Source organism: Bacillus sp. AFS098217 (genome assembly GCF_002551815.1).
Taxonomy (GTDB): Bacteria; Bacillota; Bacilli; order Bacillales; family Bacillaceae_G; genus Bacillus_A.
This window is the reverse complement of record NZ_NVPR01000159.1, coordinates 1-16541: the sequence shown is the minus strand read 5'-3', so window position 1 is coordinate 16541 and position 16541 is coordinate 1. Positions and strand designations below refer to the sequence as shown.

At 33.4% G+C, this 16541-nt stretch carries 19 protein-coding genes and 2 pseudogenes; 3 read left to right on the top strand and 18 right to left on the bottom strand.

What is annotated here, in order from left to right; genetic code table 11:
• Positions 1-82 precede the first annotated feature (82 nt).
• Positions 83-2605 (bottom strand): transglycosylase domain-containing protein, encoded by a 2523-nt coding sequence (locus tag COO03_RS24175; protein WP_097899508.1) that lies wholly within the window; start codon positions 2603-2605, stop codon positions 83-85.
• A gap of 513 nt (positions 2606-3118) precedes the next feature.
• On the opposite strand from COO03_RS24175, the gene COO03_RS24170 reads away from it, so the two are divergent.
• Positions 3119-3325, top strand: coding sequence for a KTSC domain-containing protein (locus COO03_RS24170; protein WP_097899507.1), 207 nt, complete (start codon positions 3119-3121; stop codon positions 3323-3325).
• 78 nt (positions 3326-3403) lie between these two features.
• Here the strand turns inward: COO03_RS24170 and COO03_RS24165 are convergent, their stop codons facing one another.
• From COO03_RS24165 to COO03_RS24135, 6 genes are all read right to left on the bottom strand, one after another.
• Positions 3404-4219, bottom strand: a complete 816-nt coding sequence (locus COO03_RS24165; protein ID WP_097899506.1) for a GH25 family lysozyme — start codon at positions 4217-4219, stop codon at positions 3404-3406.
• Positions 4220-4507: 288 nt separating this feature from the next.
• Positions 4508-4720, bottom strand: coding sequence for a YqaE/Pmp3 family membrane protein (locus COO03_RS24160; RefSeq protein WP_097899505.1), 213 nt, complete (start codon positions 4718-4720; stop codon positions 4508-4510).
• A 430-nt stretch (positions 4721-5150) separates the two neighbouring features.
• Positions 5151-5468, bottom strand: coding sequence for a hypothetical protein (locus COO03_RS24150; RefSeq protein WP_097899504.1), 318 nt, complete (start codon positions 5466-5468; stop codon positions 5151-5153).
• A gap of 148 nt (positions 5469-5616) precedes the next feature.
• Entirely contained in the window at positions 5617-6336 is a 720-nt protein-coding gene (locus COO03_RS24145; RefSeq protein WP_097899503.1) for a DUF6944 family repetitive protein, read from the bottom strand.
• 570 nt (positions 6337-6906) lie between these two features.
• Positions 6907-7107 (bottom strand): hypothetical protein, encoded by a 201-nt coding sequence (locus COO03_RS27900; protein WP_097899502.1) that lies wholly within the window; start codon positions 7105-7107, stop codon positions 6907-6909.
• 34 nt (positions 7108-7141) lie between these two features.
• Positions 7142-7480, bottom strand: a complete 339-nt coding sequence (locus COO03_RS24135) for a hypothetical protein (protein ID WP_097899501.1) — start codon at positions 7478-7480, stop codon at positions 7142-7144.
• Positions 7481-8022: 542 nt separating this feature from the next.
• On the opposite strand from COO03_RS24135, the gene COO03_RS24130 reads away from it, so the two are divergent.
• Positions 8023-8238, top strand: coding sequence for a spore germination protein (locus COO03_RS24130; RefSeq protein ID WP_097899500.1), 216 nt, complete (start codon positions 8023-8025; stop codon positions 8236-8238).
• Positions 8239-8269: 31 nt separating this feature from the next.
• On the opposite strand, the gene COO03_RS24125 is transcribed toward COO03_RS24130, so the two are convergent.
• The 4 genes and pseudogenes from COO03_RS24125 to COO03_RS28270 form a co-directional block, all read right to left on the bottom strand.
• Positions 8270-8539, bottom strand: a complete 270-nt coding sequence (locus tag COO03_RS24125; protein WP_097899525.1) for a DUF3947 family protein — start codon at positions 8537-8539, stop codon at positions 8270-8272.
• 246 nt (positions 8540-8785) lie between these two features.
• Positions 8786-9613, bottom strand: coding sequence for a DegV family protein (locus tag COO03_RS24120; protein WP_097899499.1), 828 nt, complete (start codon positions 9611-9613; stop codon positions 8786-8788).
• A 207-nt stretch (positions 9614-9820) separates the two neighbouring features.
• Positions 9821-10162, bottom strand: coding sequence for a YolD-like family protein (locus COO03_RS24115; protein WP_097899498.1), 342 nt, complete (start codon positions 10160-10162; stop codon positions 9821-9823).
• Between the two features lie 350 nt (positions 10163-10512).
• Positions 10513-10626: pseudogene (locus tag COO03_RS28270) on the bottom strand (DUF2935 domain-containing protein); the annotation flags it as partial.
• Between the two features lie 317 nt (positions 10627-10943).
• Here COO03_RS28270 and COO03_RS24110 point away from each other — a divergent pair.
• On the top strand, positions 10944-11648 hold the full coding sequence (locus COO03_RS24110) for an alpha/beta hydrolase (RefSeq protein ID WP_097899497.1): 705 nt from the start codon (positions 10944-10946) through the stop codon (positions 11646-11648).
• A 166-nt stretch (positions 11649-11814) separates the two neighbouring features.
• Here COO03_RS24110 and COO03_RS24105 read toward each other — a convergent pair.
• From COO03_RS24105 to COO03_RS24075, 7 genes and pseudogenes are all read right to left on the bottom strand, one after another.
• Positions 11815-12202: pseudogene (locus tag COO03_RS24105) on the bottom strand (DUF2935 domain-containing protein); the annotation flags it as partial.
• Positions 12203-12716: 514 nt separating this feature from the next.
• Positions 12717-13115, bottom strand: coding sequence for a hypothetical protein (locus tag COO03_RS24100; protein WP_097899496.1), 399 nt, complete (start codon positions 13113-13115; stop codon positions 12717-12719).
• Between the two features lie 34 nt (positions 13116-13149).
• The gene (locus COO03_RS24095; RefSeq protein WP_097899495.1) at positions 13150-13515 is read right to left on the bottom strand and encodes a hypothetical protein; all 366 of its coding nucleotides are present in this window, start codon (positions 13513-13515) and stop codon (positions 13150-13152) included.
• A gap of 118 nt (positions 13516-13633) precedes the next feature.
• Positions 13634-14173 carry a DUF5381 family protein gene (locus tag COO03_RS24090; RefSeq protein ID WP_097899494.1) on the bottom strand — a complete coding sequence of 180 codons (540 nt, stop codon included), beginning with the start codon at positions 14171-14173 and terminating at the stop codon, positions 13634-13636.
• A 13-nt stretch (positions 14174-14186) separates the two neighbouring features.
• Positions 14187-14996 (bottom strand): hypothetical protein, encoded by an 810-nt coding sequence (locus tag COO03_RS24085; protein WP_097899493.1) that lies wholly within the window; start codon positions 14994-14996, stop codon positions 14187-14189.
• Positions 14997-15031: 35 nt separating this feature from the next.
• Entirely contained in the window at positions 15032-16216 is a 1185-nt protein-coding gene (locus COO03_RS24080; RefSeq protein WP_097899492.1) for a hypothetical protein, read from the bottom strand.
• A 27-nt stretch (positions 16217-16243) separates the two neighbouring features.
• On the bottom strand, positions 16244-16541 hold a 298-nt coding region (locus tag COO03_RS24075; RefSeq protein WP_097899491.1), incomplete at its 5' end, for a WXG100 family type VII secretion target.

Sequence of the window (16541 nt, the reverse complement as noted above, 5' to 3'; positions counted from 1 at the left end):
CTACGTTACCGATTCATATACGGTATCATAGGTGTTTTTGAATACATTTCTATATGCTATAGACTTTTAGGAAACTCTATATTTATTGGTTTGATGTTGTCTCCCCTTGGCCATTTCCGTTTCCACCACTTGGTGGGTTTGGATTTCCTGGGCCATTTCCGCTTCCACCGCTTGGTGGATTTGGATTTCCTGAGCCACTTCCGTTTCCACCGCTTGGTGGGTTTGGATTTCCTTGACCATTTCCATTCCCACTACTTGGTGGGTTTGGATTTCCTTGACCATTTCCATTTCCACTGCTTGGTGGATTTGTACTTCCTGGGCCATTTCCATTTCCACTGCTTGGTGGATTTGTACTTCCTGGGCCATTTCCGTTTCCACCGCTTGGTGGGGTTCCTTGACCATTTCCATTTTGATTATTTGTTGCATTGTCTTGATTTTGATCATTTTTCTTATTTTCTTCATTTTGTTGTTCTTGTTGTTTTTTCTGTTCATCTGTTTGTTGCTGTTGTTCTTGTTGTTTATTTTGATCATCATTTTGCTTCTGATCACTTGAGTTTGAATTTGACGTGCTCGGATTTGGAGAAGAATCTGATTTTGCACCTTTCACACGCAATTCACTACCCTCTTGAACAACACTACTTGGCATTTTGAACTTAGCACTACTTGTTCCAAATTTACCCATCATTTCTTTAAATATAAGTTGAGCAATTTTTGTATTCTTACTACTAATATAATTTTCAGAGCTATTTTTCATATATCCAGTCCACACCGCCATTGTATATTGCGGTGTATAACCTGCAAACCAACTATCACGTGATGCATTAGATGGTATATGATATTTTGCTATATCCTCAGGTGAATAATTCGTTGTTCCTGTTTTACCCGCAACATCTAAAGAGCTTACATTTGCTGCTGTACCTGTACCTGAACTAACAACTGAACGCAACATATCAGTAATCATGTATGCTGTATAGTCTTGCATAACAACTTTTGCTTTTGGTTCAAAGCTTTTTGATTTTCCATCCGGATAAACTACTTTTCTAACAAAGTGCGGCTTTATATATTTCCCGCCATTACCAAATGCTGCATATGCTCCTGCAACTTCAGTTGGTGAAGCTTCATTACTACCAATCGCATTCGATTCCACTGCTGCTTTATCAAATGGAATTCCTAAACTTTCTGCAAAGCCTTGCGCTTTACTTAATCCAACTTCCTTCGCTGTTTTAATCGCTGGTATGTTGCGAGACATCTTAAGAGCATCACGCATTGTCATCATACCTTTATACGACTTATCAGCATTTTGAACTTGTTGACCTGTTGAATACTTATATGGTGAATCATCTAATTGATGATAAGTTGGCCATTTCAAATATTCAATTGCTGGACCATAATCAAAGATTGGCTTCATTGTTGAACCTACTGAACGCTCTAGCTCGATAGCCATATTGTGTCCTTTAAATGTAGCTTTATTTTCACCACGGCCACTACCTACAGCACGAACTTCTCCCGTTTTTGTATCCATAAATGTGAAAGCACCTTGGAATTGATCATTCGGGTAACCAATAATATTTTCATTTAAAATCTTATCAGCATGCTTTTGTGCTTCTTGATCTAACGTCGTGTATATAGATAAACCATCTGATCCAATATTTACATCTGGTAATTCTTTTTCTACTTCTTTCATCACTGCATCTATAAATGCAGGATATGGCATTTCTGTTACCTGTTTAGCTGGAAGAAGTCCTTTGTCTACAGGTACTTTTGATGCTTCTTCCATTTGTTCCTTAGAAATATAACCATGTCGATTCATTAGATGAAGCACAACGTTTCTACGTTCTGTTGCTCTCTCTACATTTTCTGGTTTTGTTGGATCATAAATGCTAGGTCCTTTTGGTAATCCTGCAAGCATCGCAGCCTCTGGTAAAGTTAAATCTTTTAATTCTTTCCCGTAGTAATTTTCCGCTGCTGTTGCAATACCATACGAACGATTTCCTAAGTTAATCTTATTCAAATACATCTCTAATATTTCGTGTTTTGAATATTGTTGTTCTAACTTATAGGCTAAATATATTTCTTGCGCTTTTCGCTTAGCTGTTTTATCCATAGATAAGAAATAGTTTTTGATAACCTGTTGCGTGATTGTACTTCCACCTTGTGAACCATAATTCCCAGTAAGACTGACTAAAACGGCACGTGCAGTACCTTTAAAGTCGACCCCACTATGTTCATAAAAGCGTGCATCTTCTGTAGCTAAAAATGCGTTTTCTACCAACTTCGGTACTTGATCATACGTAATTTCTGTCCGTTTCTCTTTCCCATACTCATATATCAGTTTGCCATCTTTATCATAGATTTTTGCTGATAACGGATTGACAAGCTTTGACTTCTCAAGTTTAGGAGCATCCTTAATCATAATGAAAAAAGTAGTTACTCCTCCTACGAGCGCCACGATTCCAAGTATTAAACAACCAATCAAAAATTTACGAAAAAACGATGTTTTACCTTTTGATTTTGCTTTTTCTTTTGTTTTTCCTTTTGTAACAGTTGGCTGTTTTTTCTTTTGAACTTGTCTTCGCTCTTCTCGAGAACGATAATTTTCTGACATGTTGCTTTCTCCTGCCTTTCAATTCTCCCATTGATTTACTTGAAAATGAAATATTGCTCTTTCTTTAGTAAATACACCTATCATCGATAAAAATAGTTCATCAAAAACCAAATCCCAAAGTACTACTCGTTACTTTCTTAACTTGCAGATTGTACAAATAATGCAATACTTTCAGACAAACCATTTTTCTCTTCTGTTCCTCTAATAATGCTCTCCTTTAACACATAGAATAGAACAGGTCGATTTTCAAGTTTTCCAAAATAGAATACCCCCGTATAAATAATATACCTTTTTTACATTTGGTCAAACTTCTCCATTTAAATCATGCTAGCAAATCAAAGGTGACATAAAAATAGCACAACAATATGAACTTCGTGTGAACTTACAAAAAAGTAAATTCAACAACTGGTAATCATACTTACTATACATCATCTAAGTATTATAATTCTACAAAATAGTAGGATTTTACCTCATAAACTTCTAAGTATATTTAAAGAAGGGAGATGAACAAACATGACCCTATATCCAGTCATTTCCAAGAAATTAGTCGCTGTAGGTTATAATCCATCATCTATGATTTTACGAATTAAGTTTAGAAATAGCACATACGATTTCTATGATGTACCAGAAAGTATTTACAAAGGATTACTAAACGCTCCATCAAAAAGCTACTATCACGATACTTACATTAAAAATTCTTATCGTCACACTAAAATTTAACATAACCACTATTCATACAATCAGGCAATGTGTACAAAAAGAAGACATTATGCGATTCAACATAATGTCTTCTTTTCATTAATATGGAATATATTCGTAATGCCATCCCTTTTCATCGAGCCAAGCAGTGAATTTGTCTAGTCCTGGATTACTCATCTTCTCAGTTAGTACGTACGGTGTAGAATTTTCACCTTCGAAAATGATAGAACCTTTTATATTCTGCTCTAATAAAATCCCAGAAACTTCTTTGACCGCTTCAAGTCCTAAACCGCCTGTTTTTACTTTTCTTCTCCCATCATCTGCCAATGCATTTTCTCCTCCAATAAACCATGATAAACTTTTATCGCCTATAAGATAATTCAAATCGCATTTTCCAATGCCAGCCACATTCCCCGAATCAGTGTATTGCCATATGTCGCATACATAAGCTGGTTTGTTTCCGCCATAACGAGGGATCCAAAGAAAATCCGCTTTCACTCCACTTAATCCATACTTGTTGTACATGTGGTGACCTACATATAACCCCACTCTCCACCCCGCCGCTTGACAAGTATTAATAAACACTTGAGATGCTTCAGCCAACTTATTAGGACCACAGCTTTTAAGTGTATCGTCTTCTACATCTAGTACAAGAAACTTAGCATTAGGACTTGTTCTTGCCATAAAATCTTTCGCTTCTACAATTGCATCTTTAACCGAAGCATAACAGCCATACGCATATGCAGCATGCGAGACACCGCGTTGCTCCAAATTCGCGACATAGCTTTTATACTGCTCATCTACTGTTCTTGAGCCATACTGTACCCGGCAGATTGCAAGAGCAATTTGTGGCGCCGCTACATCCCAATTAATATTCACGTTCCACTTAGAGATATCAATAATATGTTTCTTCATACTTTATCTGCTCCTTTCTTAAGATAACATTCAAAGCTTGTCTTGTTGTTTATTCCAATGGGTAAAACAATGGTAATGCTTTACTTAATGGATTACCATCTAACGATATGTATATAGCTCAAACTATATATGAATAGGCGTTTTGTTTTATAATTTCAAACCTACTACAAAAATCTCCAAGTAAAAATACACATGAGGCTATTCTTTTACTATAGAAATAAAAAATGACTCCTATTATTTAGAAGTCATTTTTTAGAAAAGTAAATTTTCTAATATATACATACCACTTCAGTTTCTATTTCGTTTATTTATTTTGTCGTATGCTTTAATTTGTTTCTCAAGACTTCGGTCAGCTTTTTTATCATGCACTACAAGGATCGCATGTATAACTCCTGGCACCCAAACAATCAGTGTTAAAAAGAAGTTTACAATTGCTTGAAATGGCTTTCCACAAAGTAATACTGCAAGTGGCGGAAAAAGAATCGCTAACAAATACATCATTCTTATCAAGTCTCCTCATTGTAAATTGTTTGACTAACAGCATCTAAGCAATGCGCTACTATATAAGTGCAAATCGAAAAACCTACATAAAAACCCCTTTCTTTTAGGTGGGCGAGGGCATCCGGCCATGCATAGAAGCGGTCAGGGCCTTTTCCTGCCACATGCAAGGATTAAAACAAAGGAAGAAAGCGAATGCAGATCGTGTTTTGTTCTACATAGCAACAACTTATATGTTAAAAAATTAAAATGGATTTATATAAAGTGAAATTTTAATCAGTGGGGGTTTTCTTCATCCCCCACTGATTATTAGTTGAACGAATCGGGCTTTTACGGGCAGTTGATCCCCCACCTAACTTCTTTGCTTTTGCTGAATTTTGAGGTGGGGGTCTTACTGCCCGTAAATAGCGGGATAAAAGAGATAAGAAGCATCCTATTGGACGCTTCTTATCTCATAGCCATTCAATTTTCCTATACCGAACAAATCTATTTCTGTATCAATTAATTTATGAATAAACCTCACTATCTTTGTTCTACCTTGCAAAGTTTCCCCTTCAGTGGTAATAAGTTCAAATACTGGTTGCTCATTCTTCTTCATTATTTCAATAAAAATTTTATTTTGATCAGTAGTTCCACGTATAATGACTTTCCAGTCTAAATAGTTATCAATACTTACATAAGCTACATGAAAATCTATTTCCTCTTTTCTCTCTCCTAAATAAGTGACTTTCTCTAATTCAAACTGTGCCATTTCCACTACCTCCCTTTTATTACATATTCGACAGAAAAGAAGGAAAACCTACAACGTATAATGATCTAATACTATTTTTTGATGATGATAATAAACACGAAAAGCATTTCTTTCTATATTCCTTGTCCCATCTAAAAAAATAAACCTTTTAACTACCTTTATCGATTTTCAAATTATCCCTTTTGTTTTCCGTTTCAATTTCCGTTAATCCGATTGCTGAGATTAACGTTCCAATTGCCTGTATCCAAATACCGATCAGTCCCGTTAATCTCTCATCCTCTCCTTCTTCTTCCTTCTCCTTATCTGTAAGGTTTTTCTTATCTATTTCTCCTCTTTCTTCTTTTTCTCCTTTCGATATGTTGTGTATCCCTTGATAGGCTTGCATCCCAGCCCCTAAACTTTGCAGTGAATTTCCAAATACAATTAACCATGGAATATCAGTAATCTTATTGAGTAGTGCTGCTTCCACCCCAAGAAACGCACCAACAGACTGCAAACTGTTTCCCGTAATAATAAGATAATCATTCCCTTTCATTTTCCTTTGTCGATTAAAAAATGTTCCGATTACATTTGAAACATTTCCTAAAGCTAACAGCTCAATCCCTGTTTTTTCCAAGGATTCACTTCTTTTTTTTATTTTTTCCTCTTCACTTTTGATATCCTTCTTTTCCTCTATGTTTTCTACCACACGATCTGGTTTTACCAGTTGCAATATATACCCAAGAGCTTGTAATGAACTACCAACAATAACAAGCTCTGATTCAGCGTCTTCCTCCCCTACAAACCCTCTCGTTGTACCAATAGCCGCTATAAGATTACCACCAACTTGAAACCATGCCCCTGTAACTTTTAAATTCCTTAGGTTCATATTTTTCATCACCTATATTAAAATGCCAATTATTCATTTCAACTTAAAGGTCTGCCATGCTCCTATTTAAAACCATTACAAAACCAAATGCTTTGTTCTACTGTTTCGAATTCTTATCTTGCCACCTTACGATAACACCCGTATTTCTCCATTTTATTTTCTATATGTAATTTTGTGCATCATAACCTCTTCACTATTTTTCAAAACAAAAACTCCTTATCCAAAAAGNNCTTTTTGGATAAGGAGTTTTCAATGAGTATGAAATAAGCGACTTACGCTTTTTTCATATTTCAATATATGCTTGTCCTATTAAAATGGTGCATAATCTTTATATTTCTTTCTCCGTTCATGTTACATGTTTCAAATTGTGATAGAGCATTCAAGAACAAACACTATGATAGAAGCAAATGATTTATAATAGAATGCCGAAAGGGTTATTATCCTTGTTAAACATGACTCCAACATTTCTACATCTATTTATACATAATCCAATACTCTTATATTAACTTCATCTATATAACCCATCTCTTCCTTTAGATTCCAAACCAAGATTTTTCGTGATATTCACACCTATATACTCCAAAAATCAGTGTTGATATCGTTATTATTTTTATATTTAACCTTTTCTTTCCCGCACTTTTCACACTGATAAATGTAAGCAGCACCTAATTGTCCTTTTTTAAAGTCCTCACAGTCCTGCATCCTAACAAAATTGTATTTATGTTTACAGTTAGATCTCTCAGGATTTTTTCCAAACCATCCCTTTAGCATATAACAATTAAACTCCTTTCATAAAGCCTTTATTTTATTTCATGCTCTTGTTCAACCCTTCAATTTCATTTTGCAATCTTCTAAATTGATCAAATTGCAGTGCTACAGATTTACTACTGTTTCTAGCATAATCATGTTTTACTAATAATACGCCTGTATCATGAAACATCGCTTCTAGTTCTTCTCTAATCAAGACTTTCGTAATATTCGCTATTTTTATAGCGGATAAAATCGCAATTTCATGAAAATTTAATTCTATTTTATTGGGACAAAACGCTTCTTCAACCAATGTAACATGGTTTGTATGAATAAAAGCAACGAGATTACTTGATTTAGCATCTGTTAAATCTACTTGTTTAATAACATTATTCATATTATTAGTTCCTCCCTTACTTTATTATTAGGCATACATTTATCAGTAAAATTTAATTTTTTTAACCCTTAGTAAGTGACCTTTATCTTACTCTTGATTGTATGAATAGAATATCTCCCACTATATGTTCAATCAATAATTATTACCTTGTTCATTCTATTTTAACATTTAAAAAACAAAATATCCTACGATAAATTCATGAAAAAATTTTAACATTTCCCTATGAATTTATACCTTATTAACGAGCATGCCCTCTTCACTTTATAATGTAATATTCATCCAATGAACCTTTTGAAATATAAAATCATATTGTAATTTTAACAACTATATAAATCCATTTTAATTTTCCGACATCTAAATCCCTGCTATGCAGAATAAAAAGTAACCTTCACTTATTTGCTCTTTCTGTTTTTACTTCGTATGTGGCAGAAAAAGGACCTGACCGCTTCTATGCATGGCCAGATGCTCTCTCCTACCTGAAAAAGGGGGTTTATGTCGTTTTTTTAATTGATGTATATATACTTATAAAGTAGGTGAAAATTATGCCATCAGTTGTAGCCAATCTAGTTGTACAAAGCAGTAATGGTTCTTTTAACTTAGGTGACTTTTACAATGTTTCTCCAAAGGAAAATACAAAGGCTTACAATGGTTCAGGAGCCTCTAATGTCGCTTTTATTGTTAACACTTTTAATGGTGTTAGTGCAACAAACACATTTGATTCTGATCTTGCGGATCAAAACCAATTCGGAACTGCTTAATGAATTACTGCTAACAGAATCAAAAAATGCTTTATAAATTGTACACAGAGCCGAATGGAATTATTGAAAAATGCACGCTGCTCTGTGTAACATACATAGGATAATACTGTTGTGTAGTTGAATCATAAAACTGCATTTCTTGTGCTTGCATGGCTAAAATCTGCGCTTGTATTGCTTGCTGAACAGTCTGAACCATCCCGTGTGCCGCAGAATAGGTTATCGAAGGAATACGGTTTTTATTATAAAAAACATGCTTCTCATAATCCCTTCTCTCCCTCACATACAAAATCGATTTGTGCATATTATGGATATTCATTTTAGAGTGTGCGAAATTCACATGTATAGTTAATCCTTCTCTTTTATTCACTGCATTTACGCTTATCAATCATCTTATCCATTTATCACACTGAAACATTAAATGAATTTTCATTTTAACTCTAAGGTAAACATCATGAAAAACTTTGGAACGTTCCTATTCACTATAACCATTTCTCATTCCCTGATTTACTTCTAAAGTAAGAATTTGACCATCAAAAAAACCCGTGAATTATTCACAGGTTCTACTTTTCGAAAAACTGATTGCAATTGTTCCAGCTCCTGCATGAACAGCAAAAGATATAGGAAGTGGGTAGAGTAAAAAAGTCATTTCAGGAAATGCTTTTTTTAAGTCCACAATCCACTCTTTTGCACCAGCTTCATCATTAGCATGAAACACGTGTACCATGTTTGGTTTTTCTTTCTCAAGTTCATCTTGCACATATTCTTTGCATTTTTGTATTTTTCGAACTTTCTTTTTCATCACGACTTCGCCGTTTTGTACTTCTAGAATTGGGTTTACACTCAGTATGCTACCTAATATAAATTGCACGCCCTTCACACGCCCACTAGCATATAATCCTTTTAGATCTTTTGGAAATACATAGTATGGACTTCGTTCAACGTGTTGTATTTCTTCTTGTATACGTTGTAAAGTCATTCCCTCACGGTATAACATTTGAGCTTTTAATAAAAGTTCATCCATTGGATAACTTGCTGTTTCGCTATCTATTATAGTTAAAGGAAACTCCGCCATTTCTGCTGCGAGTATCATATTTTGATAGGTTCCACTTACCTTCCCACTAATTGTGACCGCGAATCCTTCTTCATATTCTTCTTTACATCTAGTAAATAGTGCGACCATCTCACCTAAATTGGGTTGTGACGTTGTTACAGTTACTCCTTCTTTTAATGCAGAATAAACATGTTCAAGTACACCTTCTTCACAGTCTCTGTAGGCTGTTCCATTAATTGCAATTTGGATGGGTATGACAAAATTATCCCCAGTTGTTGTAAAGCTAGCAGTTGTACTATCAGTAAACCATGCAACACGTTTCATGTTGTTCCTCCCTTGTTGACGTCCTCTTCTTTGCTTATTCCCTATAATAAACAAACAGGACTATGCTTGTTATAGTAACAAAGCTTTCTCTTTTTTTCTATATAAATTAATAGAATAAGAAATAATCAAAAGAAAAAACAACAGATGCCTAATAAGCTTCTGATGCCAAAACTTCGATTTACATCATAACAAAAGGAAACCGCTTTTTTACTTGATATCAATTATATCAATAAATTTCAAAGTGCTTATATGATAAAATGCATCCGTATAGGTTACAGTCTGCTTTATAGGATTGATATGTATCACAGTTATATAATTTGTAAGCACATAACCATCTTCATAATATGTAATCAATATTTCTTCTTCCGATAACAACGAAGTTAACAACTTATCTTCAATTCTATCTTTCGCATCTTGAGTTAATATTGGTCGTGGCACTTTCATTTGTTCCTCTAGTATCTTTCGTATACTAATAAATCGTTCTGGTATCTCTGCAAACGGAGTCCATGTTACCATTTCTTTTTCTTTTGGCATTTTTGCATTACTCATGATCTATGTCCCCTTACTCGTTTGTTTCTCTATCTTGCAGTACTCACTATTATATAAACAACATCCCTTAACATAAGACTAATGAATGTCTTCCATATCTGTTATATAGATTTGAACATATCGTGTGTTTGTATTAACACTGCGTAACTTTTACAAACAAATTATGCTCAAATAAAAAGAACATTAGTTCGTGNNCACGAACTAATGTTCTTTTTGAAGTTTTTTCAGGAATTTAAATTTTATTAATATCAAAATTATTGAGTTACAGTGTACGTGTTATTTACATGAAAAGAGCACCTCATCCAGGTGTAATAAAACACGTACAAAAGACCTTTCTCTACTATATTTAACTATTGAGTAGATTGTTCCGCTTGTTTTTGTTTTAATCGTTGTTCTAAAACGTAAATCATCAATAAAAAATGTTCAGCTTCTCGTGTAACATGATCAGCTAATAATGGATTAATTGTGCAGAGATAATAAAGTTGTTTAATTTACAATAAAGTCATTTAAAAAATAATATAGTTGTTTAAAAATCCTTCTTCCACTAACGGTGCAGGTTAGCTCAATAAGAAATCAAAATAAGAGAACTTGTAAGCTTCTGAAGAGGTGGACAAAAGAAAGGTTTAAAATATAAAGTTGACTATGTTATACAGATATAGAGAGATATTATAATTAATTTGTGTTAAGTTATGAATAGTTTGATTTATTTAAATTAAGTAGAAGAATATAAAATGCATGTGATTTTTTGCAAATCCCATACGTCTTATTCTATGGAGGAAATATGCTTAAAGACAATTTTAAAATTAGTAATATTCCCGCAGTTTTATGGGGAGAAAAGAGTGAAAAAATTTTTATTGCAGTACATGGAAATATGTCAAATAAAGAAGATACAGTGATTCAAGTATTAGCTGAAGAAGCCAATCAAAAAGGTTATCAAGTATTAAGCTTTGATTTACCTGAGCATGGAGAAAGAAAAAATGATAATACTCCTTGTAAAGTACAGTTTTGTGTTAGTGAATTATCTATAATTATGAATTACGCAAAAGAACATTGGAAAGAAGTAAGCGTGTTTGCATGTAGTATGGGAGCTTATTTTAGCCTTTTAGCTTATCAAAACGATGTGTTAAAAAAGGCATTATTTTTATCACCGGTATTTAATATGGAACGAATTATCGAAAATATGATGAAATGGTTTAATGTAACACCAGAGCTTTTGCAAAAAGAAATGACTATAGAAACACCTATTGGTCAAAAGTTATATTGGGATTATTTATGCTATGTAAAAGAACATCCTATTAATACATGGAATACAGATACATATATTATGTATGGAGCCAAGGATGAACTGTGCGAATTTGAAACTATTAACTATTTTACAAAAAAACACAGTTGTGAATTAGAAGTCATGGAAGTAGGTGAACATTACTTTCATACTGCAGAACAGTTGAAAGTATTTGAGCAGTGGTTACACAAGCACATCGATTAACAAATTACAATTTATCTAAGAGATTTAGTGAAGAACCTGTTAGAGAAGAATTGTGAATATATAAACTGATATTATATTTGAGAGGAATTATAAATGTGAGTTTATTCACTTAAACAAACAGGTGCTTTAGTTCATTAAGAATTAAACAACTTTATTATCGGTTTACATTAATTACATTTCGAATTTGACATGTTTGAATGAGCTCTAAGCCTGTCTTTTTGAAGTTTCTTAATTCAACAGTCGCATTTTCACTATCTTTACTCATTTTCCCAATAATCGGGTATGTTGGTTCTTTCTTATATAACATTGACTCAACATCCCGAGCTTGATTGAGTAAAACCTCAAAATCATCTCCAAATTTCGAAGCGGTATGAACCAAATTTCGCTCGGATTGATCAAGCAAAGAAGCAATAAAACGAGAGTGTTCCATCATAATTCGTAACCAAAATCGATTTTCAGTTAAAGATCTCTCAATAAATAAGTTGTTCTGTTAATGATTCGGATGGTGCCGCTTTCAATTCTGGAGGTAAAAGCATAGCACGTTGAGGGTCCATAACAAAGTGGCCAGGAACAGGTTAATCTGTAGACATAAGAATCCACCCTTATTCATATAAATACTCTACTATTTATATGAATAAGCTACATTTAATATGTTGAGAACGAATAATCATTTTTCTTATTAATAGTTGCTATACACATAGAGCAGCAACTCCCTCTGTATCAGCTTTATTTATCACCTGGAGCAGGCTGATTCATTCCTCTAACTGCACATTTTAATAAGCACTTCTTTATACATGGAAATAAGCCAAGGTATCTTAACCTTGGCTTATTTCACGTATATTCATTTCCCTGCTATGCAGAACAAAAAGTAACCTACACTCGTTTGCTCNNGTGGCAGAAAAAGGCCCTGAACGCTTCTATGCATGGCCAGATACTCTCTCCCACCTAAAAAGAAGGGGGGGATGTCGGTTTTTTAATTGATGTATATATAAACACATACTTTTCAATTTCTTTTTCAGTACATACAGATGATATTCCATTATACTTAAATCATAAAATACGCTATCATTATTTAATAAGAAAATAATCTTTGTCATGCGTGTTAATTAAATAACCCTTAACCCCATTTATCTCCATTATCTCTCTATATAATTGTTTAATCGATTTTCCCTCTATATATTTACCAGTTACAACATCATTTTCTACTAAATAAGAAAAAATAAGTGCACCTTCTTCTTTCTTATCACATTGCACATAAAACGACGAAACGTACGTTTCATTTTCTACTTGAAAATTCCCGTTTTTGGCATCGTAACGACCTTCCTGTAATGCAATGATTGACTGCCGCATATCATATTTCCCTAAATCCATATATATTTTCCCATGACTATATTTATCAATATTCCAGTCAAGTACTCTTACCACTTGTGCTAATACTGTATTTGTTACCGATTCTATATACTTCACTTTTCTCACCTACCTTTTCCATCGATTTGTTAAATCATTCTTGTTTAATAATGCAATAATCACTTCTTTTCGTATTAATAATATAAGCATCTTTTCCCTTCACCTTAATCACTTTTCTTGATACACGATCTATTTCTTTTTCATGAATGCACATACCTGTTACTTCATTTTGACTTGTTACCCATGAAAGTATTACTGCATGTCCATAACTTCGAGCTTGAAAATGTTTTCCTTCTATTTCTTGATCAACCGAAAATTCCTTTGTATAAAATGAAAGCATTCCCTTTTGAATCGTCACCTTTTTCTCACAAAATCCCTCATTACCTAATATACCTGCAATAGTATAATATTTCGAATCATTTTCGGCATCAAACATACTTTCTAATAACTCATCAAGCATATACAATCCCCCCCTTATCTTGTAACATGAAGATTTAGCATCCATTAAAGCAATTCCGGCAAAAAACACTAAACTTTCTATAAAAAGAAAAAATGAATAGTAGCTTCCTCTCTATTATTTAATCTTCTTTTTTCATATGTTTAGTAGGATTCCCCATTTGATTTCTCCATCTTGCGAGACAATATTTATCTACATAAGGTAGCACATATTGCTCTATAGCTGCCTGAATCTCAGTATCACTTATGTTATATGTACAAACAAAAAATTTTTCTCCACTTTTTGTATAAATAATTAAATCTTTAAAAACTAATCCTCGCAGCCTTTTATTATGCCAACCAATATACATATTTTCAATTTCTGAAAAATATACGACTCTTTTTTTACAAACAATTCCATTTGAAGTTATTGTAAGTAATGTCTTTCTTCTAATCACAACCGTTAAAATTTTCATTAAAATACTTCCAAAGAAGGACAATGTAATGATCCCCATAATAAAATAAGGAATTCTTAACAACCAATGCTCATCTGAAGGACCTATAAAAAGATAAATTCCCACTGCTACCATAATGAAACCACAAATAATAGCACATCCTGCATCAAAATTACTAAATGTAACCTCAATGCCCTTATTTGTCTTTTTTATCGATTTATCGTTCATTTCTTAATCCTCTCTATTTTGACTGCACTACATTGCGTTTATACATATCCATGTCTTTCTTTACATATGTACCAATTACATTTTGATTACACTCTCTTACTTCAAATTTCTGATCTACATTGTTTTTTGTAATAATCCAAGTATTTTCGCTTCCTTCAACAAAAAAGTATGCATTTTTTACTACCGGCTCTCTCTTTTCGTTAAATTCAAAAACGACTATACTATTCATAAACCCTTTATTTTTACAAACGTCTGTTGAAAATGCTGCTATGTATCTCATATCTTTGCCAAAGCGTTGTAGAAATCCATATAAAGATTGTGGATCACGATCCACTATATTCAACATTTCATCGAATTCTTCTTCTGTGAAGGTTAAAATGGACTCTTCTTGAACATCATGTGTTGTAACGTTTAAATACTCCCCAACTATTGATTGGACTTCGTCTTCACCTATAATAGAAAACGTATGGATTTGGCTATCATATAGCAATGTGTGCTGAATCATCCCATTTTCACCAATATGAATGGACGTAGTTTCTTGATTTTCGCTGTCTACAAATTTGGATATTTTCAAAGAAGACTCTGAATAGTGTAAAGACGAAATAATTTTTGCAATTTTCTCTTTCACCTTAAACTTATGGTTTTCATAACTAATGTAATCTTTCGACAGTAATGATCGACAAGCCGCTTGAAATACAACTTCTAAACATTCATCTGACATATCTCCAAAAAAAGTTTGTTTTAATGCTATCCCATTTTCAAATAACCCTTCACTGTAAAAACAATATATTAGTTCATCAACTGTTAATGATATGGCTTTCATATACTATCCCATCCCGTTCTTGTTCATTTTTGATATTAAAATGCAAATTTCTTAAAGAAATTTTTCCCCTTATTTACTAAAGACTTAGCTGAATCTTCCACTTTATTTACAAAATCCCCTGCTTTTTTCAATGTAGAACCTGTCACTTCAATAGCTGAATGGATTGGTTCTTTAAATTTCACAGCCATATTTTCAGCAAATCCAGCTGTTTTTGAGGCAATTTTGTCCGATACAAATCCTGCAAGAAAAGATCCTGCTGCCGCTCCAACTACTGTACCAACTGGTCCCCCAATAAACGTCCCAATCGTTCCTCCAATTACTCCACCAGCTGCAATAACGCCACCACCGACAATTGTATTATTTACCGCTCTTCCAACCGCTTTTGCATTTTCTCGTTTTAATACAGCTTCATTTCCACCATATTTTCGATAGTTATCAAAAACATTCATTCCTAATCCAACCGTTTCTCCTGCGGCCGTAACCAATACTCCAGAAATAGCATTAGATTTTGCAAATTTCGCTCCAGTTTTCAAAAGACTTTCCGCATCGGTTTTCATTGCTGTTTTCATTGCACTTTTGAATCCATCACTTTTATAACCCTTTTTAATGTTCTCAGCTGCATTACTATAGTCGACAATTACCTTTGGATAAAAATTCGTTAGTTTTTTTGCAATGAAATCTCCTACATGATAATCTTTATACTTTTTTCCTAAACTTAAGGGATTCAACCAAAAACGAACATAATTTTTAAATCTAGAATTTTCAATTTTACTTATTGCTCGCATATAATCATCCTGATATTGCACACCCCATTTTACACCTTCTTTCACAAACTTAGGAAACCCCGTCCTTGAAGCGGCTAGCGTTAATAAAGATGTAGTACCAGCTGCAGTGAAATTTCCCCATAGTTCATTAAATTTCAATAACTTTGCTAACATACTATCTGCTTCTTCAAATTGATCAGCTGTCTTTCTAGCATATGATTCTGTTTTTGATATTTTACTTACTAGATTATTTTCTGCCTGATGTGTAGTAGCATTTTGAGAAACTAACCCAGTTATGCAATTTTGGAAATACGGACTATAATATGCCATTGAAACAACTTCATTCATTTGACTTCTTAAATTCTTTGATAGATTTTCTATGTACGTCATTTCTTTAACAAAATCATTTGCCATCGTTTGAACACTATTTACATCAATCGAAATATCTCTTCCCATATTCATTTCCCTCCCCAGTTAACACCTTTATTTTCCGTGCACTAATTCGTTATATATTTTTTCTATTTGGATCGCAGCACTTCGCAATGCAGCGCTTGTATTCATTAATTCTTGTGCATAATTACTATATGCTAATTGAATCTCTTGATACTTTTGATCAAACTTTTCTCTTTTTTCTCCGACCCACTTCTCTCCATTTGATTCAACTGATGCCTTTAACTGGTTTTGGGATTCAATTACTTTACTTGCAGCTTCACTATACATGTTAGCTAACGCGGTAAAACGACTTATATCCATTGTAAACCTCCTTCTATATAAATCCATT

Excerpts from the sequence above, each read along its gene's own strand:
- COO03_RS24175 (WP_097899508.1), bottom strand. The coding sequence starts at position 2,605 with ATGTCAGAAAATTATCGTTCTCGAGAAGAGCGAAGACAAGTTCAAAAG.
- COO03_RS24170 (WP_097899507.1), top strand. The coding sequence starts at position 3,119 with ATGACCCTATATCCAGTCATTTCCAAGAAATTAGTCGCTGTAGGTTAT.
- COO03_RS24165 (WP_097899506.1), bottom strand. The coding sequence starts at position 4,219 with ATGAAGAAACATATTATTGATATCTCTAAGTGGAACGTGAATATTAAT.
- COO03_RS24160 (WP_097899505.1), bottom strand. The coding sequence starts at position 4,720 with ATGATGTATTTGTTAGCGATTCTTTTTCCGCCACTTGCAGTATTACTT.
- COO03_RS24150 (WP_097899504.1), bottom strand. The coding sequence starts at position 5,468 with ATGGCACAGTTTGAATTAGAGAAAGTCACTTATTTAGGAGAGAGAAAA.
- COO03_RS24145 (WP_097899503.1), bottom strand. The coding sequence starts at position 6,336 with ATGAACCTAAGGAATTTAAAAGTTACAGGGGCATGGTTTCAAGTTGGT.
- COO03_RS27900 (WP_097899502.1), bottom strand. The coding sequence starts at position 7,107 with ATGCTAAAGGGATGGTTTGGAAAAAATCCTGAGAGATCTAACTGTAAA.
- COO03_RS24135 (WP_097899501.1), bottom strand. The coding sequence starts at position 7,480 with ATGAATAATGTTATTAAACAAGTAGATTTAACAGATGCTAAATCAAGT.
- COO03_RS24130 (WP_097899500.1), top strand. The coding sequence starts at position 8,023 with ATGCCATCAGTTGTAGCCAATCTAGTTGTACAAAGCAGTAATGGTTCT.
- COO03_RS24125 (WP_097899525.1), bottom strand. The coding sequence starts at position 8,539 with ATGCACAAATCGATTTTGTATGTGAGGGAGAGAAGGGATTATGAGAAG.
- COO03_RS24120 (WP_097899499.1), bottom strand. The coding sequence starts at position 9,613 with ATGAAACGTGTTGCATGGTTTACTGATAGTACAACTGCTAGCTTTACA.
- COO03_RS24115 (WP_097899498.1), bottom strand. The coding sequence starts at position 10,162 with ATGAGTAATGCAAAAATGCCAAAAGAAAAAGAAATGGTAACATGGACT.
- COO03_RS24110 (WP_097899497.1), top strand. The coding sequence starts at position 10,944 with ATGCTTAAAGACAATTTTAAAATTAGTAATATTCCCGCAGTTTTATGG.
- COO03_RS24095 (WP_097899495.1), bottom strand. The coding sequence starts at position 13,515 with ATGCTTGATGAGTTATTAGAAAGTATGTTTGATGCCGAAAATGATTCG.
- COO03_RS24090 (WP_097899494.1), bottom strand. The coding sequence starts at position 14,173 with ATGAACGATAAATCGATAAAAAAGACAAATAAGGGCATTGAGGTTACA.
- COO03_RS24085 (WP_097899493.1), bottom strand. The coding sequence starts at position 14,996 with ATGAAAGCCATATCATTAACAGTTGATGAACTAATATATTGTTTTTAC.
- COO03_RS24080 (WP_097899492.1), bottom strand. The coding sequence starts at position 16,216 with ATGGGAAGAGATATTTCGATTGATGTAAATAGTGTTCAAACGATGGCA.